Genomic DNA, 26,852 nt, shown 5'->3' on the forward strand with positions numbered 1-26,852 from the left:
CCCGCCGCCATGACCGCAGCCCCGACGCAAGCCAACGCCGCCCAGCGCTATGAAGTGCGCCGCGCCGATCTGCCGCTGAGCTGCCCGCTGCCGTCGATGGCGCTGTGGAATTCGCATCCGCGCGTCTACCTGCCGATCGAAGCCGAGAACGGCGAGTCCGACTGCCCGTACTGCGGCGCGCACTTCGTTCTCGTCGACTGACCCCGGCGCGTTCCGCGCCCGTATGCGTCGACCGCTGACCGTCATCCAGTTGCTGCCCGCGTTGTCGTCGGGCGGCGTCGAGCGTTCCACGATCGAAATCGCGCAGGCGCTGGTCGATGCCGGCCATCGCGCGATCGTCGTCTCCGCGGGCGGACGTCTCGTGCCCGCGCTGGAGGCCACCGGCGCGACCCACGTGACGCTCGACATCGGTGCGAAATCGTTCCGGGTACTGCGCCATGTGCGCACGCTGCGACGTCTGTTCGACGAAGCCGGTGCCGACATCGTGCACGTCCGCTCGCGCCTGCCGGCGTGGATCGGCTGGTGGGCCTTGCGCGGCCTGCCCGAGGCGCGCCGACCGCATTTCGTCACCACCATGCACGGGCTCAATTCCCCGTCGCGCTACAGCGCGATCATGGCCCGCGGCGAACGCGTGATCTGTGTGTCGGACACCGTGCGCGACTATCTGCTGCAGCACTATCCGGCGACGCCACGCGCGCGCCTGCGGGTGATCCCGCGCGGCATCGATCCCACCAGGTTTCCCGCCACGCCGCATCCAAACGCAGAGGCGCGTGCCGATGTCGCAGCGCGCTGGCCGACGCTCGGCGGCGACGGCCCGCTGCTGCTGTTGCCGGGACGCGGCACGCGGCTGAAGGGCCATCACGATGCGATCGCGTTGCTCGCCAACCTGCGCGCCGGCGGTCTCGATGCGCGCCTGTGGATGCCGGGCGCGCGCGAGGCGGGACGCGAGGCCTACCTCGACGAACTCACGCGCGCGGCGCAGGCCGCGGGCTGTGGCGACGCGCTGGCGATGACCGCGCCGACCGATGCGATTGCGCACGCCTACGCCGCCAGTGATCTCGTGCTGCAGCTGTCGCGCAAACCCGAGGCCTTCGGTCGCACCGTGCTCGAAGCGCTGTCGTGCGCGCGGCCGGTGGTGGGGTGGGCGCATGGCGGCGTCGGCGAACTGCTCACGCAGCTGCAGCCCGAAGGTGCGGTCGCACCGTTCGATCGCGATGCGTTGGCACACGCTGCGCGCGTGCTGGTTACGCGAGCGCCGGCGCGAGCCGGTACGATGCCCGACACGCTGCGTGCGATGCAGGAGGCGACCCTCGCGGTCTATGACGAGTTCGACGACAACTGAGCCGATGACCGGCGCACGCGCACCGCGGCCTGTCGGCTGGCGCTGGGCGCCGCACTGGGTGCTGGCCTTCGTGATCCTGTGGCCCGCGCCCGGTTACGCCGAAGGCGTGATGGTGCTGGGCGCGCTCGCCGCGATCATCCATCTGGTCGGCGCGCGCTTCCGCGGTGGCGCTGCATTGCTCAGCGCGCCGGCATGGGCGCTGACCAGTGTGCTGTTCTTCGCCTACTGGTTGCCGCAGCTGATCTCGGCGGTGGATTCGGTCGACGTCGGGCGTGCGCTGCGCGAAGCGCTGGTCGATCTGCGTTATCTGCCGTTCCTGTGGCTGGTCGCGTCCGCGGTCGCCACGCGTCGCGGCCGACGCATCACGCTGGGTGGTCTGGCGGTGATCGTCGCGGTGTGGACGATCGATGGGCTGTGCGAGGTGGTGTTCGGCACCAGTCCGCTGTTCTTCGGCATCGACCAGCTCAAGCAGCTGATCAGCAGCCGGCCGATGTGCACCGTGGAAGAGATCGCACTCGCCGACCGGCTCGGTGGCGTGCTCGGGCCCTGCAATCTCAAGCTCGGCGTGGTGCTGGCGAGTCTGTCGCCGTTCGGGCTGTACTGGGCCGGGCGCCGTTTCCGTGCCAGCGGCTGGGTGATCGCGAGTGCGGCGATCGGCATCGTGCTGCTGTTCGCCGGTTCACGCGCGTCGTGGCTGACCTACGCGCTGGTGCTGCTGTTCTCGGGCTGGCGCCTGCTTGGCTGGCGCCGTCTGCTGGCGGTGTTCGCCGCCGGCCTCGCCATTGCGGTGGTCGCGGCCGTGAGTTCGCCACAGGTCCGCGATCGCATCGAGCGTACGGCGATGGGCCTGTCGGCCGACGAGGCCGGCGTCGACAGCGCGCTGTCGGGACGCGCCCGCATCTGGGATGCGGCGGTGTGCATGATTCGCGAGAACCCGATCAATGGCGTCGGTGCGCGCGGCTTCCGCGAAGCCTTCCCCGGCTGTGATGCGCGATCGGGCGAGCTGGCGGCCTGGGGCGATGGCCCTGCGTTCCATGCCCACCAGATCGTGCTCGAGATCGGCAGCGAGACCGGGCTCATCGGCCTGCTGATGTGGCTGGCCGGTGTTGCGATGGCCTGGCGCGCCTGGCGTTTCGCCTCACCCGACGCGCGCGAGCAGGCACGGCCGGCGATGCTCGCGCTCGCGGTCACGGTGTTCCCGCTCAACACGCATCTCGCGTTCTATTCGACGTTCTGGGGCGGCTTCACGCTGCTGCTGTCAGCCCTGTATGCCGGTAGCCTGCTGGCGCGCGTGGAACCGGTGCAGCCGGAAGATGGCGTGCTGCGCTGAGCGAAACCCATCGTTGTTCTGAACGGCCGAGTCGTGCATCTGTCCAGATCGGCGGCGCTGTTTCGATGACTGCCATCGCGAGTACGCGCATGGCGACGCTACGTGTCGCTGCGCTCTACCCATCCTAGCCAGTGCCCGAGCCTCGCCTCAGTACAGCGATCCACTATCGGGCTGGCGCTTGAACCGCCGGTGGATCCACAGGTACTGGTCGGGCGCCGCGCGCGCCATGTCTTCGATGCCGGCCATCACGGTCGCGGTGTCGGCGGTCGCATCGGTCGTCGGATAGGGTTCGGGCGCCGGAGACAGCGTCAGCGTGTAGCCGCCATCGTCGCGTCGCACATGCCGGTAGAACATCACCGCCGCGCCGGACAGGCGTGCGAGCGAATGGGTCGAGGTCAGGCTGTGCGCGGGGCGGCCGAAGAACGGCACGTAGACCGCGTCGCCGCCGCTGGGATCCTGGTCGGGCGCGTACCACAGCAGGCCGCCGCGCTTGAGATGCCGCACCACGCCGCGCACGTCGCGCTTGGGGAACATCGCCGCGGCATAACGCGCGCGGCCGCGGCGCACCGCCCATTCCATCGCCGGTTCCGAATGCGGGCGATACATGCCGGCCAGCGGCACGTAATCGCACATCAGGCGGCCGCAGACTTCGAGTGTGGTGAAGTGCCCGGACACGACGATCACGCCGCGCCCCGCAGCGCGCGCGGCTTCGACATGCTCGACGCCTTCGACGATCAGCCCGCGCTGCAGCGGTGCGATCGAGCCCCACCAGGCGCGTGCGAATTCGAACAGGCCGATGCCCAGCGCATGGAAATGCCGGCGCAGCAGCGCGTCACGCGCGGCAGCATCGAGGTCCGGGAAACACAGCTCGAGATTGCGCGCGGCCACCTTGCGACGGCTGGGCAGCGCGAGGCGCAACGTGTTGCCGAGCCCGCGACCGAGCGCACGCTGCAGCGGCCACGGAATCCGCGCCGCGAGTGCCATCAGGCCGATGCCGATCCACGCCGGCCAGTGGCGGGGCGCGAGCGGCGGGCGGGGCGGGGGCGTCGTCGACATCGGTCCATTGTAGAAGGTGGCGCCGTGCAGGCATCCGCTATCCTGTGCGCATGCGGGCCGACACCACAGAACGACTGCTGCGCGGCCTCTATTCGGCCCTGCTCGTCGTGCTTGCGCCGATCACGGTCTATCACCTGATCTGGCGCGGCTTCCGGCAGTCGGCGTATCTGCTGCGGTGGGACGAGCGTTACGGCATCTATCGCACGCCGCCACTGACGGCGCCGGTGTGGGTGCATGCCGTGTCGGTCGGCGAGGTCAACGCGGCCGCGCCGCTGATCAATGCGCTGCTCGCGCGCGATCCGGCGCGTCGTTTGCTGGTGACGACGATCACGCCGACCGGTTCGGAGCGCGTGCGTGCGCTGTGGGGTGATCGCGTCGAGCACGTGTATCTGCCTTATGACCTGTCGGGCGCGGTCCGACGTTTCCTGCGGCATTTTCGTCCGCGGATCGGTTTGATCGTCGAGACCGAACTGTGGCCGAACCTGCTGTTCTGCTGCCGCGATGCCGGCGTGCCGACGGTAGTCGTCAACGCGCGGCTGTCGGCGCGTTCGCTGCGCGGTTATCGCGTGCTGCGACCGCTGGTCGGGCGCGCGCTGCGCACCGTGCGCCGCGTCGCGACGCAATCGGCCGATGACGGCAAGCGCTTCGTGAAACTCGGCGCATTGCGCGACGCGGTCATCGACACCGGCAATCTGAAATTCGACATCACCCTCGACGACGCGAAGATCGCGACGCTGGTCGCGGATTTCCGCGGCCGCGCCGGCGCGCGGCCGGTGTGGATCGCGGCCAGCACGCATCCCGACGAGGAAGCGGCGGTGATCGACATCCACCGCCGCCTGCGCACGCGCTGGCCCGATCTGCTGCTGATCTGGGCGCCGCGCCATCCCGAACGTTTCCGCAGCGCGATGCAGCTGGGCGTCGACGCCGGCTGGCGCGTGGCCACACGCGCGCTGACCACCTGGCCCGATGCCGGCGACGACGTCTTCGTGCTCGACACGCTCGGCGAACTCGGACTGTTCTTCGCCTGCGCCGATGTCGCCTTCGTCGGCGGCAGCCTGCAGGACATCGGCGGCCACAATTTGCTCGAGCCGGCCGCGGTCGGTACGCCAGTCGTCACCGGGCCGCACCTGCAGAACTTCGCCGATATCGCCAAGCAGCTGGGGCGTGCGGATGCGCTGCGCATCGGCGCGGATGCGGATGCGGTGCACGACCACATCGCCGCGTTGCTCGATGATGCGGCCGCGCGCGACGCGATGGCCGAAGCCGGCCGTGCGCTTGTCGCCAATGGCCGTGGCGCACTCGCGCGCACGCTGGCGCTGATCGAACCTGATCTGCCGGTACCGGACACGAAAACGGCGCGGATCCTGCGATCCGCGCCGTCGTCGATCTGACCGGACCGCTTACTGCGGCGCCGGTGTCGCCGCGCCGGCGCCGGTGGACGCGCCGACGCTGTTGACGTCGACGGTCAGCTGGCGGTTCACGTCCTGCAGGTTGCCGATGTCCAGCGTGCCCGCGGCCTGCTCGAGCAGCAGACGGCTCTGCAGGAAGTTGTACTTGGCGAAGGCATAGGCCTGACGCGCCGAGAACAGGTTCTGCTGGTTGATCAACACGTCGATGACCGTACGCGTACCGACTTCCAGGCCGACCTGGGAGGCCTCGTAGGCGCTGTTGGCCGAAACCAGTGCGAGACGGCGGGCCTCGACCTCGGTGATGCCGGCGACCAGGTTCTGGTAGGCGCTGCGGGTGTTGCGTTCGATCGCGCGACGCTGCGCCTCGTACTGGTCGCCTGCGATGTCGCGCTGGGCGATCGACTGGCGCACGCGCGACTGGGTGATGCCGCCGCTGAAGATCGGCACGGTCAGCGTCAGGCCGATGCTGTTGGTCTCTCCACGGCGGGCCAGTGCGTCCGGATCGTCCCGACCCCAGGTATCGCTGTTGCCATAGCTGGCGCCGAGATCGAGGGTCGGCAGATGTGCCGACTTCGCGGCAGTCACGCTGTACTCGGATGCCGTCACCTGGTAGCGCAGCGCCTGCAACTGCGGGTTCTGGTCGATCGCGGTGGCAACCCACGCTTCCGCATCGCGGCCTTCCGGCAGCTGCGGGGTGAAATCGTCGGGCAGGCCACGCAGGTCGCGGATTTCCGAGCCGGTGATCTCGGCCAGCGCCTGGTAGGCATCCTGCAGCGCATTGCGCTGGACGATCGTGTTGGCGCGGGCGCTGTCGTACTGGGCGCGCGCTTCGTGCACGTCGGTGATCGGCGCCAGGCCCACTTCGAGGCGCTTGTCGGCGAAATCGAACTGGCGCTTGAACGCGGTCTCGGCGGCTTCGGCGGCAGCCAGCGTTTCGGTCGCGACCAGCACGTCGAAGTACGCCGCGGCGGTACGCGTGATCAACGAGTCGTTGTCGGCGTCGAGCTGGAAGTCGGCCGCCGTGCTCAGCGCGCGCTGCGAACGCAGCGTCGAGATCTGGCCCCAGTCGAACAGCACCTGGCCGGCGTTGACGCCGACGCTGCGCGTGCGTGCCTTGCCGGACACGCCGGCGAAGCGGCTGTCGGTCAGCGAGGCGCTGCCATTGATCTGCGGCAGCAGGGCGCCCCGGGCCTGGACCGCGCCTTCCTTGGTCGACAGGCGCTGCGATTCGGCGATCGACAGCGTCGGGTCATTGGTACGGGCCAGCTCGTAGGTCTGGACGAGATCGGCGGCCAGCAGCGGGCTGGACGTCAGCGCGAGTGCGAGCGACAGGAACAGGGGGCGGCGGAACATGGAGGATCCTTGAACGATCAGAGAGAGAACTGCGGCACCGGCGCGGCGCCTGCGAGATAGGTGAGTCCGGTCTCGAACAACGATTCGATGCGCGTCGCGTTGACAGCGTCGCCTTCGCGGTGGACCAGCACGGCTTCCATCGCGGGCGCGCGGCCGCGGACGATGAACATGCGGCCGCCGGGACGCAGCCACTGCACGAAACGCTCCGGGATCACATCAACGGCACCACAGACGCAGATCGCGTCGAAGCGGCGGTCGGTGTTCCACGCGAACGCATCGACGGTGATCACCTCGACGTTCGCGATGCCCTGCGCCTGCAGCCGGCCGCGGGCGGCGTCGGCAAGGTCGTCGTGGCGCTCGAGGCTGACGACGTCACGCGCCAGATAGCCCATGCACGCTGCGAGATAACCACTGCCGGTGCCGACCTGCAGCACTTCGTCGCCCTGTTCGAGCTTCAGCGCCTGCAGCGCACGGCCTTCGACCACGGGCTTGAGCATCAGCTCGCCGTGACCGAGCGGGAGCTCGAGGTCGGCATAGGCCAGCGCGCGGCGCGACTCGGCCACGAACGCCTCGCGCGGGAGCCGCGAAATCGTCTCCAGTACGCGCGCATCGAGCACGTCCCAGGGCCGGACCTGTTGTTCCACCATCGCCACACGGGCCTTGGCGTAATCGATCGTCATTGTTGCGGGTTCCTTCGTTCGCCAGCGCGCAATTCTAGCGGTGCGGGGGCGGGTTCATCATCGCGGGGGTACAGCAGTCGACGCAGTGCCGGAAGTCACCGGCCCAGACGGCACGCGGGGGGCGCATGTGACCGGGTTCAGCGACGCCCGTAGGCGCGCAGAAACATGTCCACCGAGGCTTCCAGGTGTGCGCGCCGTTGACCGGCGCAATTGCCGGCGTCGTCGCAGTCGAACACCATCCGCTGGTGCAGGTCGCCCTTGAGCAAGACGAAGAACTGGGCTGCCGCGGTCGCAATGAGCGCCTCGTCGATGTCGAGGTCGCCGGTCTCGATCCGGCGCCGCAGCATCGCCGCGAACGACGACTGTACGCGCTCGGGACCGCCCTTCCAGAACCGCTGCGGCAGGCGCTTTTCGACCATTTGCGGCGTGCACAGCAGACGGTGGCCGGCGACGGCCTCGGGCGAGGACACCATCGCGAAGAATGCCTCGGCGACTTCCAGCAGGCGCTGGCGCAGCGGCAACGCCGGCGCGGGCTCGAACACCGAATCGGGCATCTGCTGCTCGCAATAGCGCGCCGCGGCCTCGGTGAACAACGTGTCCTTGTCGCCGAAGTGGCTGTAGACGGTCAGCTTGGAGACGCCGGCCTCGGCCGCAATCTGATCCATGCTGACGCCTTCATAGCCCTGCTGCAGGAACATGCGCTCCGCGGCTTCGAGGATCGCCGCGCGCTTGGCCAGATCCTTCGGACGACCAGGGCCCGCCGATGCCTTTTCGGGCGCCGGAGCAGGGGACAGCATGGACGGACGCGTCGACATGGCGGGTAATACTATACCAATGAGTTCTGAAAATATACGATACGGCTCCGTATCTCATTGCCCTGGACGGTCGCCGTGCGCCGCCTGATTCCCGCTTTTCACCCACGTAGCTGCATTGCGCTCCTGCTCGCTGCCTGCGCCCTGGGGCTGGCCGCCTGCGGCGATCGCAGCGCGCCCGAGCCGGTCGCCCGTCCAGTCCTCGTGGTCACCCCTGCCGCTGCAAGCGACAGCGGCGCGTCCGCGTTCGCGGGTGAGATCCGCGCCCGCCAGGAAAGTGCGCTGGCGTTCCAGGTCGGTGGTCAGCTGCTGCGGCGCGACGTGGATGCCGGCGCGCACGTGCGCCAGGGACAGGTGCTGGCCGAGATCGACCCCGGCGACCTGCGGCTGCAACAGCGGTCGGCGCAGGCGCAGGTCGCATCGGCCGAAGCGGAATACGCACGCACCCGCACCGACCGTGCGCGTTACGCCGCGCTCGTCGAACAGCAACTGATCAGCCGCTCGCAGATGGACGCGCAGGACGCGGCCTTCAGCGCGGCGCAGGCGCAGCTGCGCGCCGCACGCGCGCAGGCCGATGTCGCCGGCAACCAGGCGGGCTACACGCAACTGCGCGCGCCGCGCGACGGCGTGATCGCCAGCCGCGAGGCCGAGGCCGGGCAGGTGGTCGCCGCGGGCCAGACGATCTTCGTGCTGGCCGGCGATGCCGGCCGCGAAGTCGCGATCGCGTTGCCCGAATCGCGCATTGCCGCTTTCGCGATCGGCCAGCCGGCACAGATCGAACTGTGGAACCGGCCGGGCGTGCGCATACCCGGCACGATCCGCGAGATTGCCGCGGCGGCTGATCCGCAGGCGCGCACCTATGCCGCGCGCGTGGCCATCGCCGACGCTGCGGTGGCGGGCCTCGAGCTCGGCCAGAGCGCACGCGTGTATCTCGCTGCCGCAGCATCGACGTCGGACCTGCAGGTGCCGCTGACCGCGATCCAGCCGGGTGCGGACGGCGGCAAGGCCGTCTGGGTTGTCGACCGGGCGGAGGGCGTGGTGCGCTCGGTGCCTGTCCAGATCGGCGCCTTCGGTGCACGCAGCGTGCCGGTGTTGTCGGGTCTCGCGCCCGATGCGCTGGTCGTCGCGGCCGGCGGCCATCTGCTGCGCGAAGGCCAACGGGTGACGCCGGTCGACCGCGAGAATCGGCCCATACAACCGGACGTAGCGAAGTCGGCAGCAGTGAAATGACGAATATCGTCATCGCAATCCAGTCCCGTTCCGGGTGCCCGTCGTCGCCGCAGTCTTCCTGTGGGAGCGCGCTTGCACGCGATGACGCTGGACAGGCGAAGCCGTCGCGCGCACGCACCCTGCCGCGGGATTGCGGTCGATGAGCCGTTTCAATCTCTCCGAATGGGCGCTCGGCAACCGCACGCTGGTGCTCTACATGATGCTGGTGGTCGCGGTGGCCGGCATCTTCTCCTACGGCCGGCTCGGCCAGTCCGAGGATCCGCCCTTCACGTTCAAGGCGATGGTCATCCAGACCCAGTGGCCGGGCGCGACCGCCGAGCAGGTCTCGCGCCAGGTCACCGAGCGCATCGAGCGCAAGCTGATGGAGACCGGCGACTACGAATTCGTGAGTTCGTATTCGCGCCCGGGTGAATCGCAGATCGTGTTCCACGCGCGCGACGACATGCGCTCGGCGCAGATTCCCGATCTCTGGTACCAGGTGCGCAAGAAGGTCGACGACCTGCGGCCGCAGTTGCCGCAGGACATCGTGGGCCCGTTCTTCAACGACGAGTTCGGCGACACCTTCGGCAACATCTACGCGCTGACCGGCACGGGCTTCGACTACGCGATCAAGAAGGACTACGCCGACCGCATCCAGCGCGAGCTGCAGCTGGTCGACGATGTCGGCAAGGTCGAGCTGGTCGGGCTGCAGGACGAGAAGGTCTGGATCGAGGTCAGCAATACGCGGCTGGCGACGCTGGGCATTCCGATGGCCGCCGTGCAGCAGGCGCTGGCGGAGCAGAACGCGCTGGCGTCCGCGGGCTTCTTCGAAACCGGCAGCGCGCGCGTACAATTGCGCGTCGATGGCCCCTTCGACTCGGTCGATGCGATCCGTGATTTTCCGATCCGTGCCGGCGACCGTACCGTACGCCTGGGCGACATCGCGACGGTCGAGCGTGGCTTCGCCGATCCGGCCGCGCCGCGCATGCGCTTCATGGGCGAGGACGCGATCGGCATCGCGGTGGCGATGCACGAAGGCGGCGATATCCTTGAACTCGGCACGCGGCTGGAAACCGAGTTCGCGCAGCTGCAGGAGACGCTGCCGGCCGGCATGGAATTGCGCAAGGTGTCCGACCAGCCGCGAGCGGTGCGCGATTCGGTCGGCGAGTTCGTCAAGGTGCTCGCCGAGGCGGTGATCATCGTGCTGCTGGTGAGCTTCATCTCGCTCGGTTTCCGCACCGGCCTGGTGGTCGCGGTCTCGATCCCGCTGGTGCTGGCGATGACCTTCATCGCGATGGACCAGTTCGACATCGGCCTGCACAAGATCTCCCTCGGCGCATTGGTGCTCGCGCTGGGATTGATGGTCGACGACGCGATCATCGCGGTGGAAATGATGGCCGTGCGCATGGAGCAGGGCGACAGCCGGCTCGCGGCGGCGAGCTACGCCTGGACGCATACCGCGTTCCCGATGCTGACCGGCACCCTGATCACCGCGGCCGGCTTCCTGCCGATCGCGACCGCCGCGTCGAGCACTGGCGAGTACACACGCTCGCTGTTCGAGGTGGTGACGATCGCGCTGGTCGTGTCGTGGATCGCCGCGGTGCTGTTCATTCCGCTGCTCGGCGAGAAGATGCTGCCGGATCTCGCGAACCCGCAGCCGCCGCGCCCGGGTTCCTTGCCGGCACGCTGGCGCGATGCGCGCGCACGCGCTGCGGACCGCTGGCCGGCCTTCGCCTTCGCGTTGGCGCCGAGCGCGCCGCACGCCCACGACCAGGATCCCTACCAGCGTCCGTTCTACCGGCGCTTCCGCACGTGGCTGCACTGGTCGTTGACCCATCGCTGGCTGGTGATCGGCGCGACCGCGGGGATGCTGGTCGCGTCGCTGCTGCTGTTCCGGTTCGTGCCGCAGCAGTTCTTCCCCGATTCGACGCGACTGGAACTGATGGTCGACGTCGAACTGGCCGAAGGCAGTTCGCTGCGCGCGACCGAAGCCGCGGCCGCGCGTCTGGACGCGCTGCTCGACGGGCGCGCGGGCATCGATTCGCGCGTGTCCTATGTCGGCAGCGGCTCGCCGCGCTTCTATCTGCCACTGGACCAGAAACTGCCGCAGGCGAACTTCGCCCAGTTCGTCGTGACCACGACCGATGTGGAGGCGCGCGAGCGCATCCGTGTGTGGCTGATCGACGAGGTCGCGCCGACATTCCCCGAACTGCAGTTGCGCGTGACGCGGCTCGAGACCGGGCCGCCGGTCGGCTATCCGGTGCAGCTGCGTGTCTCGGGCGAACACGTCGAACGTGTGCGCGCGATCGCCGATGCGATCGCCGAGCAGGTGCGCGCCAATCCCGGCGTCGCCAACGTCAATCTCGACTGGGACGAGCCCAGCCGCGTCGTGCGCCTACTGGTCGACCAGGAACGCGCCCGGGTGCTCGGCGTGAGCTCCCAGACCCTCGCGCAGTTCCTGTCGAGTTCGCTGTCGGGTCTGCAGGTCAGCACCTACCGCGAAGGCAACGAACTGATCGGGATCGTCATGCGCGGTGCCGACGACGAACGCGGCGAGCTCGACATGCTCGAGAGCCTCGCCATTCCGACCTCCAGCGGCGCGTCGGTGCCGCTGGGCCAGATTGCCCGGCTCGACCCGACGTTCGAGGACGGCATCATCTGGCATCGCGACCGGCTGCCGACGATCACCGTGCGCGCCGACATCCGCGGCGATGCGACGCCGCCGACCGTGGTCGCGCAGATCCTGCCGACGCTCGAAGGCATCCGCGAGTCGATGCCTGACGGGTACCGGCTCGAGACCGGCGGCACGGTCGAGGATTCCGGCAAGGGCCAGGACTCGATCAAGGCCGGCCTGCCGCTGTTCCTGTTCGTCGTGGTGTCGCTGCTGATGCTGCAGCTGCGCAGCTTCTCGCGGACCGCACTGGTCCTGCTGACCGCGCCGCTGGGCATGATCGGCGTGACCCTGTTCCTGCTGGTGTTCCGCGTACCGTTCGGCTTCGTGGCGATGCTCGGCACGATCGCGCTGGCCGGCATGATCATGCGCAACTCGATCATCCTGGTGGACCAGATCGAACAGGACATCGCCGCCGGCCACGCGCGCTGGGATGCGGTGATCGACGCGACCGCGCGCCGATTTCGCCCGATCGTGCTGACCGCGCTCGCCGCGATTCTGGCGATGATCCCGCTGTCGCGCAGCGTGTTCTTCGGCCCGATGGCAGTCGCGATCATGGGCGGCCTCACGGTGGCCACGCTGCTGACGCTGACCTTCCTGCCAGCGCTGTACGCCGCGTGGTTCAAAGTGCGCAAGGACGAGTCACCGCGCGCGGGCTGAACGATTCCCAGCGCGTGACGCGGCGCAACGGAGTCCTAACAACGGGCTAATCCACGCTTAATTGGGCGGCCACAGCATGCCGCGTCATGGATACCGCTTCCGCCGTCACCACTTCCCGCCACGCGCGGCCCTGGGCGCAGTGCCGCGTCGTCGACGCCGACGCCGCGGATCGCACCGAGGTCGAGGCGTTCATCGCCCACGTCTATCTCGCGCGCTACGGCGCCCGCCTGCGCAGCTTCCTGCCGCATCTGCTCGCGTTCCGTGATGCGGACGGCCGGCTCGTGGCGGCGGTGGGCCTGCGCACCGGCGGCGACGGACCGCTGTTCGTCGAGCAGTACCTCGATGCGGCGGCGGAGACAGTGGTCTCGGCGTCGATCGGGCGCGGCGTGCTGCGCACCGAACTCGTCGAAGTCGGCAATCTCGCCGCGCTGTCGGCCGGCGATGCGCGCGCGCTGATCGTCCACCTGACCGGCGCGCTGCATGCGGCCGGTCTGCGCTGGGTGCTGTTCACCGCCACGCGCCAGCTGCGCAATGCCTTCGACCGCCTGCATCTGGCGACCGTGGTGGTGGCCGACGCCGACCGTGCCCGCGTGCACGATGACGGCACCGACTGGGGTCGCTACTACGAGGTGCAGCCGCAGGTGCTGTTCGGCGATCTCGCCGCTGGCCATGCGTTCCTGCAGGCGCGGGCTGCGCCGGACGTGGCGCCCTGGCACGGCGTGGTCGCGACCTGCGCGGGGCTGCCCGCATGAGCGGATTCGCCGACCTGCTCGACGCGCTGGCGCACGCGCCGACACGTGTGCTGTCGGCCGATGGCGCATGCGACGCGCCGGCGTTGCGCGCACGCGCGCTGGCCATCGCCGATGCGCTGCAGGCGCGCGGCGCGCGCTGTGTCGCCAGTCGACTCGACAACGGCCCCGACTGGCTGGCACTGGATCTCGCGTTGCGCGCACGCGGCCTGGTGCACGTGCCACTGCCCACGTTCTTCAGTCCGGCGCAGACCGCACATGCGCTCGCGCGCAGCGGCGCCGATCTGCTGGTGTTGGCCGATGCCGCATCGTCGCCTGCCGACACGCTGCCGCTGCTGTCGGGCCTGCGCGTCCGCCTTCTCGATGGCCCGCGTGTGTCGATGCCCGCGGGCACTGCGTGCATCACCTTCACGTCCGGCACCACCGGTCAGCCCAAGGGCGTGTGCATCGGCGACGATGCGCTGCTGACCGTGGCCGGCGCGCTCGTGGACGCGTCACGTCCGCTCGCACCGTCGCGGCATCTGTGCCTGATGCCGCTGTCGACATTGCTGGAGAACATCTCCGGTCTGTACGGCGCGCTGCTGTCCGGCGCCGACATCGCGGTGCCGCCATTGGCCGAGATCGGCTACAGCGGCGCCGCCGGGCTGGATGTCGCGCGCCTGGTCGCCTGCCTGCACCGCTATGCGCCGCACAGCATGATCGTGTTCCCGCAGCTGCTGCTGGCGCTGGTCACTGCAGCCGAGCAGGGCGTCGCGCTGCCGCCGTCGCTGCGCTTCGTCGCGGTGGGCGGTGGCCGCGTCGGCCCGGCACTGCTGATGCGCGCCGCTGCCTTGGGACTGCCTGTCTTCGAAGGCTACGGCCTGAGCGAGTGCGTGTCGGTGGTGGCACTCAACCGGCCCGGCGCGGTGCGTGCCGGCAGCGTCGGACGTCCGTTGCCGCATGCGCGTGTGTCGGTCATCGATGGCGAGCTGCATGTCGCGGGCGTGCGCTGCCTGTCCTACCTCGGCGAGGACGCGCCACTTCCGGGTGCCATCGCCACCGGTGATCTGGGCCATGTCGACGCCGATGGTTTCGTCCACGTCACCGGCCGCCGCAAGCACATGTTCATCACCGCGTTCGGTCGCAACGTCTCGCCCGAGTGGGTCGAGAGCGAACTGCTGCAGCACCCGCTGTTCGCGCAGGCGATCGTGCTCGGCGAGTCGCGGCCGTTCAACGTCGCGGTCGCCTGGCTGCGACGGCAGGACCTGGATGCGGCAACGCTGCAAGACGCACTCGATGCGGTCAACGCCGGCCTACCGGATTACGCGCAGGTCACCCGTGTGATCCGTGCCGACCGTCCCTTCTCTGCCGCCGACGGTCTGCTCACCGAGAACGGCCGGCCGCGGCGTGATGCGATCGCGCACGCCTACGCCGATGCCATCGCACGCGCCTACGACGACACCCCTGTTTCCCCGTCTTCCTCTCCCGCACAGGAACTGCCTGCATGAGCTTCCACGACCGGCTGCTGGCCGAAACCGCCGACGCACGCGCCACCCTCGTCACCGTGCCGATCATCCAGCGCGCGCTGGCGGGCGACATCCCGCGCGAGACCTATGTCGATTTTCTGACCCAGGCCTACCACCACGTGCGTCACACCGTGCCGCTGCTGATGGCCTGCGGCGCGCGTCTTCCGGCGCGACTGGAGTGGCTGCGCACCGCGATCGGCGAATACATCGAAGAGGAGATGGGGCACCAGGAATGGGTGCTCGACGACATCGCGGCCTGCGAGTCCGACCGCGCGGCCGCGGCGGCGTCCGAGCCCTCGCTGGCGACGGAGCTGATGGTCGCGTATGCCTACGACACCATCGCCCGCAGCAATCCGGTCGGGTTCTTCGGCATGGTGCTGGTGCTCGAAGGCACGAGCGTCGCGCTGGCGACACGCGCGGCGACCAGTATCGAGACCGCGCTGGGCCTGCCCCGCACGGCTTTCAGCTATCTGCTGTCGCACGGCGATCTGGATATCGAGCACGCCGGCTTTTTCGAGGGTCTGATGAACCGCCTCGATGATCCCGACGATCAGGCCGCGGTGATTCGCGCGGCGCAGCGGTTCTACGTGCTCTACGGCGATGTGTTCCGCAGCCTGCACGTGCCCGCACGCGACGCGCGCCACGCGGAGGCCGCGTGATGGACCTGCATGGCAGGACCGTGTTGCTGACCGGCGCCACCGGCGGCATCGGCGCGGCGATGGCGGCGACGCTGGTCGCACGCGGCGCGCACGTGCTTGCGGTGGCGCGGCACGGCGATCGCCTGACCACACTGGCACGCAGTCATCCGGCGGGCGCGGTCACGCCGTTCGCCGCCGATCTGACCGAAGCCGCCGATCGCGCGGCACTGATTTCGCATGCACGCACGTTGCTGCCCTCGCCATCGGTGCTGGTGCTCGCGCACGCGCGGCCGTCGTTCGGTCTGTTCGCAGCGCAGGCGGATGCCGAGTTCGAGGCCCTGGTGCGCACCAACCTCGTCGCACCGATGCAGTTGATCCGGGGTCTGCTGCCGGTGCTGCAGGCGCATCCGCAAGGCGCCGTGGTCGCGGTGGGTTCGACGTTCGGCAGCCTCGCGTTTCCCGGATTCTCGGCCTACAGCGCGAGTAAGTTCGGTCTGCGCGGTCTGGTCGAAGGCCTCGGACGCGAGCATGCCGATGGTTCAGTCCGTTTCCAGTATCTCGCGCCGCGCGCAACCAGGACACCGTTCAACGCAGCCGCCGTCGACGCCCTGAACCAGGCGCTCGGCACGCACGTCGATGCACCGGCGCAGGTCGCCGAAGCGCTGGTGCGCGGGATCGAACGCGGCACCCGACGTCGTCAGCTCGGCTGGCCCGAAGCCCTGTTCGCGCGCCTCAACGGGCTGCTGCCCGCACTGGTCGACCGCAGCCTCGCGAAACAACTGCCGCTGATCCGCCACCACGCCGGTGGCGCTACCTCCACTGCACCTCAGGAGCACCGCCATGATCCACTTCCGCTCTGACCGCCTCGCCGCCGCACTGCTCGCCGCCTGCCTGGCGTTGCCGGCACTCGCATCCGCCGCCGAACCCGCTGCGCCCGTCGTCGCCGTGCGCGACCAATGGGCACAGGCCGCCTACGTCACCCCGAAGGCCCAGCGGGGCGCGGCGTTGACCGCACTCGCCGATCGTTCCCAAGCCCTGGTCGCGGCGCGTCCGCGCGATCCCGACGCGCTGATCTGGGACGGCATCGTGCGCTCCAGCCTCGCCGGTGAGCGCGGTGGACTCGGCGCGCTGTCGCTGGTGAAGCAGGCGCGACATGATTTCGAAGCTGCGATCGCGCTCGACGACACCGCGCTCGGCGGCGCCGCGCACACCAGCCTCGGTGCGCTGTACTACCAGGTGCCCGGCTGGCCTGTCGGTTTCGGCGACGATGCCAAGGCCCGCGAGCACCTGCAGCGCGGACTCGCGATCGACGCCGGCGACATCGACGCCAATTACTTCTACGGCGACTTTCTGCGCGACCAGGGCGACTGGGCCGGCGCCGCGGCGGCGTTCGAGAAGGCCATCGCCGCGCCGGCGCGCCCCGGACGCGATGTCGCCGACCGCGGCCGCCGCGCCGAGGCGACACGCAAACTCGCGGAGGTGCGCCAGCACCTTGCCAGCCGCTGAGCGCCGCCACAGACTGCGGCGATGCGCATCTTGCTGGTCGAAGACGATCCATCGCTGGGTGAAGGGCTGCGTACCGCGCTGCGTCGCGCCGCCTATGCCGTCGACTGGCTGCAGGACGGGGCAAGCGCGCTCGCGGCGATCCGCGCCGGCGGCATCGACCTGGTCGTGCTCGACCTGGGCCTGCCGCGCAAGGACGGCCTCGAGGTGATCCGCGAGGCCCGCCGCGCCGGCGCCACCGTACCGATCTTGGTCCTGAGCGCGCGCGAGCGCGCGGCCGACCGGATGCTGGGGCTGGACCTCGGCGCCGACGATTACGTCGGCAAGCCCTTCGACAACGGTGAACTGCTCGCCCGCGTGCGTGCGCTGCTCCGCCGCAGCAGCGGCCAGGCCAGTCCCACGCTAGCCTTCGCCGGGCTTGCGCTCGATCCCGCCTCGCTGACGGTCACCTGGCAGGGCCGGGTGGTCGATCTGCCGCGCCGCGAGGTCGCGTTGCTGCGCCTGCTGATGGAACACCCCGGCCGTATCGTCTCGCGCGAGACCGCGCAGCAGCGGCTCTACGGCTGGGACGAGGACGTCGCCAGCAATGCCGTCGACGTGCACGTGCACCACCTGCGCAAGCGCCTGCATCCGGCCTTGATCCGCACCGTGCGCGGCGTGGGCTACGCGCTCGACGATCCCGCGGGCGACGCCGCATGAGATCGATCCGCCGCCTGCTGCTGGTCGGACTGATCGGCGTGATGTCGCTGGTGATGATCGTCGCCGCGGCCTTCAGCTATCGCGCCGGTCTGCAGGAAGCCGGCGAGATGTTCGACGCCAAGCTCGCGCATTCCTCGCGCGTGCTGATGAGCCTGGTCGACGAACCACTGGGCGACGTGGCCGTGCACGCCGGTGGCGCGCCGATCGTCGTGGCCGTCTGGCAGGGCAGCGCCGACGGCGTGGGCGACGCGCTGGCGTTTCCCACCGGCCACGCCTACGAGACCAAGCTCGCGTTCCAGGCGCGCGATGCCGACGGCCGCCTGCTGCTGCGCTCCGACAGCGGCCCCGACATCCCGCTGGCGCCGCTGGTGGCCGGCTATGCGGACGTCGTCATCGACGGCGCGCACTGGCGTACGTTCACCCTGCGCTCGCCGCGTGGGCGCTGGTACCAGTCCGGCGAGCTGTCGGACATCCGCATGGAGCTGGCCGAGGACATCGCCGAGGGCACGCTGCTGCCGCTGCTGCTCGCGATTCCGTTGATGGCGGTGTTCGTGTGGCTGCTGGTCGGCTGGAGCCTGCGCGGGCTTGCGCGCGTGTCGGGCGAGGTCGAGGCGCGCACCGCCGACCGTCTCGCGCCGCTGCAGCCGGGCCGTGTGCCGCTCGAAGTGCAGGGCCTGGTCGTGGCGATCAACGCGCTGCTCGCGCGACTCGACGCCGCCTTCCAGCGCGAGCGCCGCTTCACTGCCGATGCCGCGCACGAGCTGCGCACGCCGATCGCCGCGCTCAAGGTGCATGCCGACAACCAGCGCACCGCGCGCGATGCCGACGAACGCGGCGCCGCGCAAACGCTGCTCGACGCCGGTGTGCAGCGCATCGAACGCCTGGTCGAACAGCTGCTCGCGCTCAGCCGCGTGGAACCGGGCGTCGCGATCACCACGCTCCGGCGCGTGGATCTGCATGCACTCGCCGACAGCCACGTCGCCGAACGGCGCGCGCTGGATGCCGCCCGCGGGCTGACGATCACGCTGGACGGCGACGCGCAACAGGTCGTCGGCGACGAGGCCGCGCTCGATGCACTGGTCGGCAACCTCGTCGACAACGCGTGCCGCTATGCGCCCGACGGTGGACGCGTGCTTGTATCGGTCACGCGTGCGGACGCACACGTGCAGCTGGTGGTCGAGGACGATGGCCCGGGCATTCCCGAAGCGGCCCGCGAGCGGGTCTTCGACCGCTTCCATCGAGAGCTGGGCACCGGCGTCGTCGGCAGTGGCCTGGGCCTGTCGATCGTGCGCCAGGTGCTGGACCTGCATGCCGGCACGATCGCGCTGGACGCCTCGCCGACGCTCGGCGGCCTGCGCGCGACGGTCCGGTTGCCCGCACCGGGCTGAGCCGTTGGCGCGTCAGTCGCCGAGCATCGCCAGATTGCGCACTGCGCCCTTGTCGGCGCTGGTCGCGAGCAGGGCGTACGCCTTCAGCGCTGCGGTGACCTTGCGCGGGCGTGCCTGCGCCGGCTTCCAGCCGAGCGCGTCCTGCGCGTTGCGGCGCGCGGCCAGTTCGGCATCGTCGAGCAGCAGTTCGATGCGCCGTTGCGGAATGTCGATCCGGATGCGGTCGCCATCGCGCACCAGGCCGATCGTGCCGCCGGCGGCGGCTTCGGGCGATGCGTGGCCGATCGACAGGCCCGAGGTGCCGCCGGAGAAGCGCCCGTCGGTCAGCAGCGCGCATTGCTTGCCGAGGCCTTTCGACTTCAGGTAGCTGGTCGGATACAGCATCTCCTGCATACCCGGGCCGCCTTTCGGGCCTTCGTAGCGGATCACCACCACATCGCCGGCCTGCACTTCGTCGGCGAGGATGCCCTTTACTGCGGCGTCCTGGCTTTCGAACACCTTCGCGGTGCCTTCGAACACGTGGATCGATGCGTCCACGCCCGCGGTCTTGACCACGCAGCCATCGGGCGCGAGGTTGCCGCGCAGCACGGCGAGACCGCCTTCCTGCGAGTACGCGTGCGCGACATCGCGGATGCAGCCGCCGGCGCGATCGTCGTCGAGCGTGTCCCAGCGCGTGGCCTGGCTGAAGGCGGTCTGGGTCGGAATGCCGGCCGGGCCGGCCTTGAAGAACGTGCGTACGGCGTCATCGTCAGTGACGGTAATGTCCCAGCGTGCGATGGCATCGCGTAGTGTGCGGCTGTGCACCGTCGGCTGGTCGACGTGCAACAGCCCGCCACGCGCGAGTTCGCCGAGGATCGAGACGATGCCGCCGGCGCGATGCACGTCTTCCATGTGATAGGTCTGGATGTTCGGCGCGACCTTGCACAGCTGCGGCACGCGACGCGACAGGCGGTCGATGTCGTGCAGGTCGAAGTCGACTTCGGCCTCCTGCGCGGCGGCGAGCAGATGCAGGATGGTATTGGTCGAGCCGCCCATCGCGATGTCGAGCGTCATCGCGTTCTCGAATGCCTCGAAGGTCGCGATGCCGCGTGGCAATGCCGTCGGATCCTCCGCGCCGTACCAGCGATGGCAGAGCTCGACGACCGTGCGCGCGGCCTGCAGGAACAGCTGCTCGCGATCGGCGTGCGTCGCCAGCATCGAGCCGTTACCGGGCAGCGCGAGGCCGAGCGCTTCGGTCAGGCAGTTCATCGAGTTGGCGGTGAACATGCCGCTGCAGGAACCGCAGGTCGGACACGCGCTGCGCTCGTAGGCAGCGACCTTCTCATCCGAAGCCTCCGGGTCGGCGGCGACGACCATCGCATCGACGAGATCGAGGCCGTGTTCCGACAGCTTCGTCTTGCCGGCCTCCATCGGTCCGCCGGACACAAACACCACCGGAATGTTCAAGCGCAGCGCGGCCATCAGCATGCCGGGCGTGATCTTGTCGCAGTTGGAGATGCACACCAGCGCGTCGGCGCAGTGTGCGTTGACCATGTACTCGACGGAGTCGGCGATGATCTCGCGGCTCGGCAGCGAATACAGCATGCCGTCGTGGCCCATCGCGATGCCGTCGTCGACGGCGATGGTGTTGAACTCCTTCGCCACGCCGCCGACGCGTTCGATCTCGCGCGCGACCAGCTGGCCGATGTCCTTGAGATGCACGTGGCCCGGCACGAACTGGGTGAACGAGTTCGCGACCGCGACGATCGGCTTGTGGAAATCGTCGTCCTGCATGCCGGTCGCGCGCCACAGCGCGCGGGCGCCGGCCATGTTGCGACCGTGGGTGGAGGTTCTGGAACGGTACTCGGGCATCGATGACTCGCAGGTGCGGCGGGCGCGGGGCTGGCGGCGTGTGGGGTGGTTGTACGCGATCGACCGCGGTGGCGTGTTGCCACGCCGCGTCGATCCGGCGCGCTATCCGGCGATCCGTGCGGGCGCCGCGATGCGTGCGAGCACTGCGGCGGCGGCCTCGCGCGTCGACACCGCGGTGCCATCGGATGCCAGGTCGGCGGTGAACACGCCGGCGTCCAGCGCGTCGTCGACCGCCTGCTCGATGCACGCCGCTTCCTGCGACAGGCCCAGCGAATAGCGCAGCAGCAACGCGGCGCTCAGGATCGTGCCGTAGGGATTGGCGATGCCCTTGCCCGCGATGTCCGGCGCCGAACCGTGGATCGGCTCGTACATGCCGACGCAGCCTTCGCCCAGCGACGCCGACGGTAGCAGGCCGAGCGAGCCGGCCAGCATCGAGGCCTCGTCGGTCAGGATGTCGCCGAACATGTTCTCGGTCACGATCACGTCGTAGGCGCGCGGCTTCGACAGCAGGTGCATCGCCATCGAATCGACCAGCTGGTGTTCGATCGTGATGTCGGGAAATTCATCGCGCGCGATGCGGCTGGCGACATCGCGCCACAGCCGCGAGGTCTCGAGCACGTTGGCCTTGTCGACGGACGTCACGTGACCGCGGCGGCCGCGCGCCAGCAGACACGCACGGCGCACGACGCGTTCGATCTCGCTCACGGTGTAGGTGCACAGATCGCTGGCGGATTCGGCAGTGCGCGTGCGCTCACCGAAATAGATGCCGCCGGTCAGTTCGCGCACCACCAGCAGATCCACACCGGCCAGCAGATGCGGCTTGATGGGCGAGGCGCCCATCGCGGCCGGGTGCGGTTTGGTGGGACGCAGGTTCGCGTACAGGCCCAGCGCCTTGCGGATCGCCAGCAGACCCTGTTCGGGGCGCACGCTCGCGTTGGGATCGGACCACTTCGGACCGCCGACCGCGCCCAGCAGTACCGCATCGGCGTCGCGCGCGGCGGCCAGCGTCTCGTCGGGCAGCGGCTTGCCGGTGGCGTCGATCGCGGCGCCACCGATCAGATGTTCGTGCAGCGAGAAGCGATGGCCGAAACGCTGTGCGACGGCCTGCAACACGTCGACCGCGGCCGCGGTCACTTCGGGGCCGATGCCGTCTCCGGGCAGAACGACGATGTCAGCGTGCATGGTGCGTGTCCTCGTAAGTCTGGATGTCGGCGCCGCGCGCCAGCAGAAAGCCCATTTCGTCGACGCCTTCGAGCAGGCAGGTGCGTGCGAACGCCTCGAGCGGGAAGGCATGGACGGTGCCGTCCGGTGTGCGCAGTTCGCGCGCGACGATGTCGAACGTCAGCACGTCGTCGGGACGCGTCATCAGATCCTGCACCACGGCCTCGGGCAGCACGACCGGCAGCACGCCGTTCTTCAACGCGTTGTTGCGGAAGATGTCGGCGATCTCGCTGCTGACCACGACCTGCAGGCCGAGATCGCGCAGCGCCCACGGCGCGTGTTCGCGCGAGGATCCGCAGCCGAAGTTGCGCCCGGCCAGCAGCACCGCGCGCCCATTGTTGTGCGCCTGGTTGAAGGCGAAATCCGGATTTGCACTGCCGTCGCCCTGCCAGCGCCAGTCGTTGAACGCGAACCGGCCGAGACCCTTGCGCTCGGTCGTCGACAGGAAGCGCGCGGGAATGATCTGGTCGGTGTCGATATTGCTCTGGGCCAGCACCACGCTGGCCGAGCGCACCGGGAACTCGGGAACGTGAGCGGCGGACATCAGGCCACCTCCCGACGGTCGCCGAACAGTTCGCGTGGATCCGCCACGACGCCGCGCACCGCAGCCCAGGCCGCCGTCGTCGGCGAGGCCAGCAGCGTGCGCGCACCCGGGCCCTGACGGCCTTCGAAATTGCGGTTGCTGGTGCTCACGGCTAGCTGGCCCGGCGCGACCAGATCGCCGTTCATCGCGATGCACATCGAACACCCCGGCTCGCGCCATTCGGCGCCGGCCTCACGGACGATCACGTCGATGCCTTCGGCCTCGGCCTCGCGCTTGACGATCTCGGAACCCGGCACGACCAGCATGCGTACACCCGCCGACACGTGGCGGCCGCGTAGGACCCCGGCGACCTCGCGCATGTCGCGCAGGCGGCCGTTGGTGCACGAGCCGACGAACACCACGTCGACCGGCATGCCGGCCAGCGACTGGCCGGCGACGACGCGCATGTAGTCCTGTCCCTTCTGCTCTGCCGCATCGGTCGCGGCCGGCACCGGCACGTCGACGCCGATCGCGGTGCCCGGGTGCGTGCCCCAGGTCAGCGTGGGGCGAATGTCGGCGGCATCGATGCGCACTTCGGTGTCGAAACGCGCGCCGTCGTCGCTGCGCAGCTCGCGCCAGCGCGCGACCGCGGCATCGAACTCGGCGCCCTTGGGACCGCGCGGCGTGCGCGCGACCCACTCGAACGTAGTGTCGTCGGGCGCAACCATGCCGGCGCGCGCGCCGGCCTCGATCGACATGTTGCACAGGGTCATGCGCTGCTCCATGTCCATCGCCTCGATGGTGGAGCCGCGGTATTCGATGACGTGGCCGGTGCCGCCGTTGACGCCGATGACGCCGATCGCATGCAGGGTCACGTCCTTGGCGCCGACGCCGGGCGCGAGCGGGCCGTCGACGGTGATCGACATCGTCTTCGGACGTCGCTGCAGCAGGCACTGCGTTGCCAGCACGTTGCCGACTTCGCTGGTGCCGATGCCGAACGCCAACGCGCCGAACGCGCCGTGCGTGGAGGTGTGGCTGTCGCCGCAGACGATGGTCATGCCGGGCAGGGTGAAGCCTTGTTCGGGTGCGATGACGTGGACGATGCCGCGTTGGTCGGAACTCATGTCGAACAGCTCGATGCCGAACTGCGCGCAGTTGCGCGCCAGGGTGTCGACCTGCTTTTCCGACGCCTCGCTGGCATAGGGCAGGCGGCCGTCGGGGCCGGCCGGCAGCGTCGGCGTGGAGTGGTCCATCGTCGCCTTGGTGCGGTCCGGGCGGCGCGGGACGAGGCCACGCGCGCGCAGTTCGGTGAAGGCCTGCGGCGAGGTGACTTCGTGGATCAGGTGCAGGTCGATGTACAGCACGGCGGGCGCGGCGTCGGATTCGGGGGTCACGATGTGCGCGTCCCACAGCTTGTCGAACAGGGTGCGTGGCGGTCTGGCAGTCATTGCGGGCTCTTGATTCCGGTAGGAGCGCGCTGGCGCGCGATGGAGCGTTTCCTGTGGAGCTTCATCGCACGCGGGCGCGCGCCACAGGAAAAAGAATGGTCAGGCGTGCGCGGCCTGCGGCGCCGGCGCGGCGCGTGCGCTACGCAGGATACGGTTGGCGACATCCAGCCAGGCGAGCGCGCTGGCTTCGATGATGTCGCGGCTGGTGCCAGTGCCTTCGTGGATGTCCTCGCCGTGACGCACGCTGACGCTGGCTTCGCCGCGCGCATCGCGGCCCATGCCGACGCTGTGGACCTGGTAGCTCTCCAGCGCCAGCTCGACGCCAGTCGCGGTAGCCAGCGCAGCGAACAGCGCGTCGACCGGGCCATCGCCTAGCGCGCTCTCACTGATCTTGCCGCCATCGGGATCGGAGAGCTCGACCTGCGCGCTCGCGCGCTGGCCACGATCGCTGACGGTCATCGAGGCCAGACGCCAACCCTGGCCGTCGACGTCGCCGTGCATCAGCGCTTCCAGATCGTCGTCCTCGACCACGCGCTGACGCTCGCACAGATCCTTGAACGCGGCGAAGATCTGTTCCAGCTGCGCTTCTTCCAGCGTGTAACCCAGCGCGCGCAGACGATGGCCGACCGCGGCGCGACCGCTGTGACGGCCCAGCACCAGCTTCGAATCGGGCCAGCCGACGTCGGACGGATTCATGATTTCGTAGGTGCCGCGATGGCGCAGCATGCCGTGCTGGTGGATGCCGGATTCGTGCGCGAATGCGTTCTCGCCGACGATGGCCTTGTTGCGCTGCACGGCCATGCCGGTCAGGCGACGCAGCAGCTGCGAGGTCGGGACCAGGCGGCGCGTGTCGATCTGCGTGTCCAGGTTGTAGAACGCGTTGCGCACCTTCAGCGCCATCGCCAGTTCTTCGACCGCGCAGTTGCCGGCGCGCTCACCGATGCCGTTGATGGTGCACTCGACCTGGCGTGCGCCGCCTTCGATCGCGGCCAGCGAGTTGGCCACCGCCAGTCCGAGATCGTTGTGGCAGTGCGCGCTGAAGATCACGTCGCGCGCGCCGGGAATCGTCTCGATCAGGCGCTGGAACAGCGCGCGGGTTTCCTCCGGTGTCGCGTAGCCCAGCGTGTCGGGCACGTTGATCGTGGTCGCGCCGTTGGCGATCGCGACGGCGATCACCTCGCTCAGGAAATCGTCTTCGGTGCGGGTCGCATCCTCGGCCGAGAATTCGACATCGCCGATCAGCCGGCGCGCGTGGGCGACGCTGGTCGCAGTCATGTCCAGCACCTGCTGCCGGCTCATGCGCAGCTTGTGTTCGCGGTGCAGCGGGCTGGTCGAGATGAAGACGTGCAGGCGCGGATTCGCGGTGCCGTCCAAGGCGCGCGCCGAGGCTTCGATGTCGGCGGGCAGGCAGCGCGACAGCACCGCCAGCGTCGGCCGGCGGACCTCGCGCGCGATCAGCCGTGCGGCCTCGCGGTCGGATTCGGAGCTGGCCGGAAAGCCGGTCTCGATGATGTCGACGCCCAGCGCGTCGAGCGCGCGCGCCATCACCACCTTCTGCTGCGGGGTCATGCTGCAACCGGGCGACTGTTCGCCGTCGCGCAGGGTGGTGTCGAAAATTCGGATGGTGTCGGAGGCGGTCATGCGGGGAGTTCCTCGGTGATTCGGTGTGGCGTGCGTTCGGTGCGGGGACACGGCGCGCGTCGAAGTCGCGGTTCGCCGCCTCCGGACGGCGCGGATGCAGCGAGGTCGTTGCGGCGACGCGGCGTCGCCATGTGCGCGGCAGGTGCGGCGGCCGCAATGGCCGGCACCTCGGTCGCGGTTTCGCGTAACCGACGTCGCGGCTTGCGCGGTGCGCGCGGACGCACGTCCGACAGCAGCTGCGCCAGTACGCCGGCATCGACGTTACCGCCCGACACCACGGCGACCTTGCGCTTGCCGGCGACGCGGCGGCCGGCGGCCAGTGCCAGCGCGCCGGCGCCTTCGGCGATCACGTGTTCTTCCAGCGCCAGACGCACCAGCGTCTCGCGCAGTTCTGCCTCGCGCACGATGACCACGTCGTCGAGCAGATCGGCCAGCAGCGCGCGCGTCAGCAGCCCCGGCTCCTTGACCCGCACGCCGTCGGCCAGCGTCGCCACGGGCGAAAACGGCGAGTGATCGCCGCGTAGCACGCGCGCCATCGCATCCACGCCTTCGACCTGCGCGCCGACGATGCGCACGCCCTGCGACTTCAGTGCCAGCGCGACGCCCGAAGCCAGGCCACCACCGCCGATCGGCACGATGACCACATCCGGCATCAGCACCGATGCGATTTCCAGCCCGACCGTGCCCTGGCCGGCGATCACGTCGACATCGTCGAACGCCGACAGCAGGCGGAAGCCGTTCTGCGCGGCCAGTTCGGTGGCGAAGGCCTTGGCCTCGTCGTAGGTCTCGCCATGCAGGCGCACGGTCGCGCCCCAGTGGGCGACGCCGGCGACCTTGGTTGCAGGTGCGTTCTTCGGCATCACCGTGATCGCCGGAACGCCCAGGCGATACGCCGCCCACGCCATGCCCTGCGCGTGGTTGCCGGCCGAGGCGGTGATCACCGTGCGGTCGTCGCCGCGCTCGCGCGCAGCCATCAATGCGTTCAAGGCGCCGCGCACCTTGTAGGAACCGGTGCGTTGCAGGTTTTCGAGCTTCAGCCAGCAGCCGAAGCGTTCGGCGTAATGCATCGGCGTCACGTCGAGATGCCGACGCAGCCGCGCCTGCGCCGCCAGCACATCACTGGCGGTCGCTCGCGGGGCGCGGCCTACGTCGGGTTCGGACATG

General features: G+C 69.6%; 23 protein-coding genes. 13 read left to right on the plus strand and 10 right to left on the minus strand.

Annotated elements, in window-relative coordinates:
* The first annotated feature begins 9 nt into the window (after window positions 1-9).
* The 3 genes from ACZ9YD_RS03605 to ACZ9YD_RS03615 are packed head-to-tail and all read left to right on the plus strand — an operon-like array spanning window position 10 to window position 2,672.
* Window positions 10-201 carry a zinc-finger domain-containing protein gene (locus tag ACZ9YD_RS03605; RefSeq protein WP_159682038.1) on the plus strand — a complete coding sequence of 64 codons (192 nt, stop codon included), beginning with the start codon at window positions 10-12 and terminating at the stop codon, window positions 199-201.
* 22 nt (window positions 202-223) lie between these two features.
* Window positions 224-1,342 (plus strand): glycosyltransferase family 4 protein, encoded by a 1,119-nt coding sequence (locus tag ACZ9YD_RS03610; protein ID WP_465073788.1) that lies wholly within the window; start codon window positions 224-226, stop codon window positions 1,340-1,342.
* Window positions 1,320-2,672: an O-antigen ligase family protein gene (locus ACZ9YD_RS03615; RefSeq protein WP_465073789.1), complete on the plus strand. Its 1,353-nt coding sequence runs from the start codon at window positions 1,320-1,322 to the stop codon at window positions 2,670-2,672. Before ACZ9YD_RS03610 ends, ACZ9YD_RS03615 begins: the two co-directional genes overlap by 23 nt.
* 147 nt (window positions 2,673-2,819) lie before the next feature.
* On the opposite strand, the gene lpxL is transcribed toward ACZ9YD_RS03615, so the two are convergent.
* Window positions 2,820-3,728, minus strand: coding sequence for an LpxL/LpxP family Kdo(2)-lipid IV(A) lauroyl/palmitoleoyl acyltransferase (lpxL, locus tag ACZ9YD_RS03620; protein WP_465073790.1), 909 nt, complete (start codon window positions 3,726-3,728; stop codon window positions 2,820-2,822).
* A gap of 50 nt (window positions 3,729-3,778) precedes the next feature.
* Between lpxL and waaA the strand changes: the two genes are divergently transcribed.
* Complete coding sequence (gene waaA, locus ACZ9YD_RS03625; RefSeq protein WP_465073791.1) at window positions 3,779-5,119, plus strand: lipid IV(A) 3-deoxy-D-manno-octulosonic acid transferase; 1,341 nt, start codon at window positions 3,779-3,781, stop codon at window positions 5,117-5,119.
* A 9-nt stretch (window positions 5,120-5,128) separates the two neighbouring features.
* Here waaA and ACZ9YD_RS03630 read toward each other — a convergent pair whose 3' ends face one another.
* The 3 genes from ACZ9YD_RS03630 to ACZ9YD_RS03640 form a co-directional block, all read right to left on the minus strand.
* Complete coding sequence (locus tag ACZ9YD_RS03630; protein WP_465073792.1) at window positions 5,129-6,490, minus strand: TolC family outer membrane protein; 1,362 nt, start codon at window positions 6,488-6,490, stop codon at window positions 5,129-5,131.
* Window positions 6,491-6,507: 17 nt separating this feature from the next.
* On the minus strand, window positions 6,508-7,170 hold the full coding sequence (locus tag ACZ9YD_RS03635) for a protein-L-isoaspartate O-methyltransferase family protein (protein WP_465073793.1): 663 nt from the start codon (window positions 7,168-7,170) through the stop codon (window positions 6,508-6,510).
* Window positions 7,171-7,307: 137 nt separating this feature from the next.
* A complete protein-coding gene (locus ACZ9YD_RS03640; RefSeq protein WP_465073794.1) occupies window positions 7,308-7,967 on the minus strand; it encodes a TetR/AcrR family transcriptional regulator in 660 nt (219 codons plus the stop codon).
* 219 nt (window positions 7,968-8,186) lie between these two features.
* Between ACZ9YD_RS03640 and ACZ9YD_RS03645 the strand changes: the two genes are divergently transcribed.
* The 9 genes from ACZ9YD_RS03645 (at window position 8,187) to ACZ9YD_RS03685 (ending at window position 19,004) form a co-directional block, all read left to right on the plus strand.
* Entirely contained in the window at window positions 8,187-9,212 is a 1,026-nt protein-coding gene (locus ACZ9YD_RS03645) for an efflux RND transporter periplasmic adaptor subunit (RefSeq protein WP_465073795.1), read from the plus strand.
* Window positions 9,213-9,351: 139 nt separating this feature from the next.
* Window positions 9,352-12,522 carry an efflux RND transporter permease subunit gene (locus ACZ9YD_RS03650; protein ID WP_465073796.1) on the plus strand — a complete coding sequence of 1,057 codons (3,171 nt, stop codon included), beginning with the start codon at window positions 9,352-9,354 and terminating at the stop codon, window positions 12,520-12,522.
* An 86-nt stretch (window positions 12,523-12,608) separates the two neighbouring features.
* Entirely contained in the window at window positions 12,609-13,274 is a 666-nt protein-coding gene (locus ACZ9YD_RS03655) for a thermostable hemolysin (protein WP_465073797.1), read from the plus strand.
* Window positions 13,271-14,758, plus strand: a complete 1,488-nt coding sequence (locus ACZ9YD_RS03660; protein WP_465073798.1) for an AMP-binding protein — start codon at window positions 13,271-13,273, stop codon at window positions 14,756-14,758. The genes ACZ9YD_RS03655 and ACZ9YD_RS03660 overlap by 4 nt, the downstream gene beginning before the upstream one ends.
* The gene (locus ACZ9YD_RS03665) at window positions 14,755-15,435 is read left to right on the plus strand and encodes a TenA family transcriptional regulator (RefSeq protein ID WP_465073799.1); all 681 of its coding nucleotides are present in this window, start codon (window positions 14,755-14,757) and stop codon (window positions 15,433-15,435) included. The genes ACZ9YD_RS03660 and ACZ9YD_RS03665 overlap by 4 nt, the downstream gene beginning before the upstream one ends.
* Entirely contained in the window at window positions 15,435-16,274 is an 840-nt protein-coding gene (locus ACZ9YD_RS03670) for an SDR family oxidoreductase (protein ID WP_465073800.1), read from the plus strand. The genes ACZ9YD_RS03665 and ACZ9YD_RS03670 overlap by 1 nt, the downstream gene beginning before the upstream one ends.
* Complete coding sequence (locus ACZ9YD_RS03675) at window positions 16,255-16,920, plus strand: hypothetical protein (RefSeq protein WP_465073801.1); 666 nt, start codon at window positions 16,255-16,257, stop codon at window positions 16,918-16,920. The genes ACZ9YD_RS03670 and ACZ9YD_RS03675 overlap by 20 nt, the downstream gene beginning before the upstream one ends.
* Before the next feature lie 21 nt (window positions 16,921-16,941).
* A complete protein-coding gene (locus ACZ9YD_RS03680; protein ID WP_394002100.1) occupies window positions 16,942-17,616 on the plus strand; it encodes a response regulator transcription factor in 675 nt (224 codons plus the stop codon).
* Window positions 17,617-17,633: 17 nt separating this feature from the next.
* Complete coding sequence (locus tag ACZ9YD_RS03685; protein ID WP_465073885.1) at window positions 17,634-19,004, plus strand: ATP-binding protein; 1,371 nt, start codon at window positions 17,634-17,636, stop codon at window positions 19,002-19,004.
* Between the two features lie 12 nt (window positions 19,005-19,016).
* Here the strand turns inward: ACZ9YD_RS03685 and ilvD are convergent, their stop codons facing one another.
* From ilvD to ACZ9YD_RS03715, 6 genes are all read right to left on the minus strand, one after another.
* Window positions 19,017-20,855, minus strand: a complete 1,839-nt coding sequence (gene ilvD, locus ACZ9YD_RS03690) for a dihydroxy-acid dehydratase (RefSeq protein ID WP_465073802.1) — start codon at window positions 20,853-20,855, stop codon at window positions 19,017-19,019.
* A gap of 102 nt (window positions 20,856-20,957) precedes the next feature.
* The gene (gene leuB, locus ACZ9YD_RS03695; RefSeq protein ID WP_465073803.1) at window positions 20,958-22,037 is read right to left on the minus strand and encodes a 3-isopropylmalate dehydrogenase; all 1,080 of its coding nucleotides are present in this window, start codon (window positions 22,035-22,037) and stop codon (window positions 20,958-20,960) included.
* A complete protein-coding gene (gene leuD, locus ACZ9YD_RS03700; RefSeq protein WP_465073804.1) occupies window positions 22,027-22,620 on the minus strand; it encodes a 3-isopropylmalate dehydratase small subunit in 594 nt (197 codons plus the stop codon). Before leuD ends, leuB begins: the two co-directional genes overlap by 11 nt.
* On the minus strand, window positions 22,620-24,047 hold the full coding sequence (gene leuC / locus ACZ9YD_RS03705; RefSeq protein ID WP_465073805.1) for a 3-isopropylmalate dehydratase large subunit: 1,428 nt from the start codon (window positions 24,045-24,047) through the stop codon (window positions 22,620-22,622). Before leuC ends, leuD begins: the two co-directional genes overlap by 1 nt.
* A 99-nt stretch (window positions 24,048-24,146) precedes the next feature.
* On the minus strand, window positions 24,147-25,688 hold the full coding sequence (locus ACZ9YD_RS03710) for a 2-isopropylmalate synthase (protein ID WP_465073806.1): 1,542 nt from the start codon (window positions 25,686-25,688) through the stop codon (window positions 24,147-24,149).
* On the minus strand, window positions 25,685-26,851 hold the full coding sequence (locus ACZ9YD_RS03715; protein WP_465073807.1) for a threonine dehydratase: 1,167 nt from the start codon (window positions 26,849-26,851) through the stop codon (window positions 25,685-25,687). The genes ACZ9YD_RS03710 and ACZ9YD_RS03715 overlap by 4 nt, the downstream gene beginning before the upstream one ends.
* Between the last annotated feature and the right edge of the window lies 1 nt (window position 26,852).

It is taken from the genome of Luteimonas sp. AC640a (genome assembly GCF_979256585.1).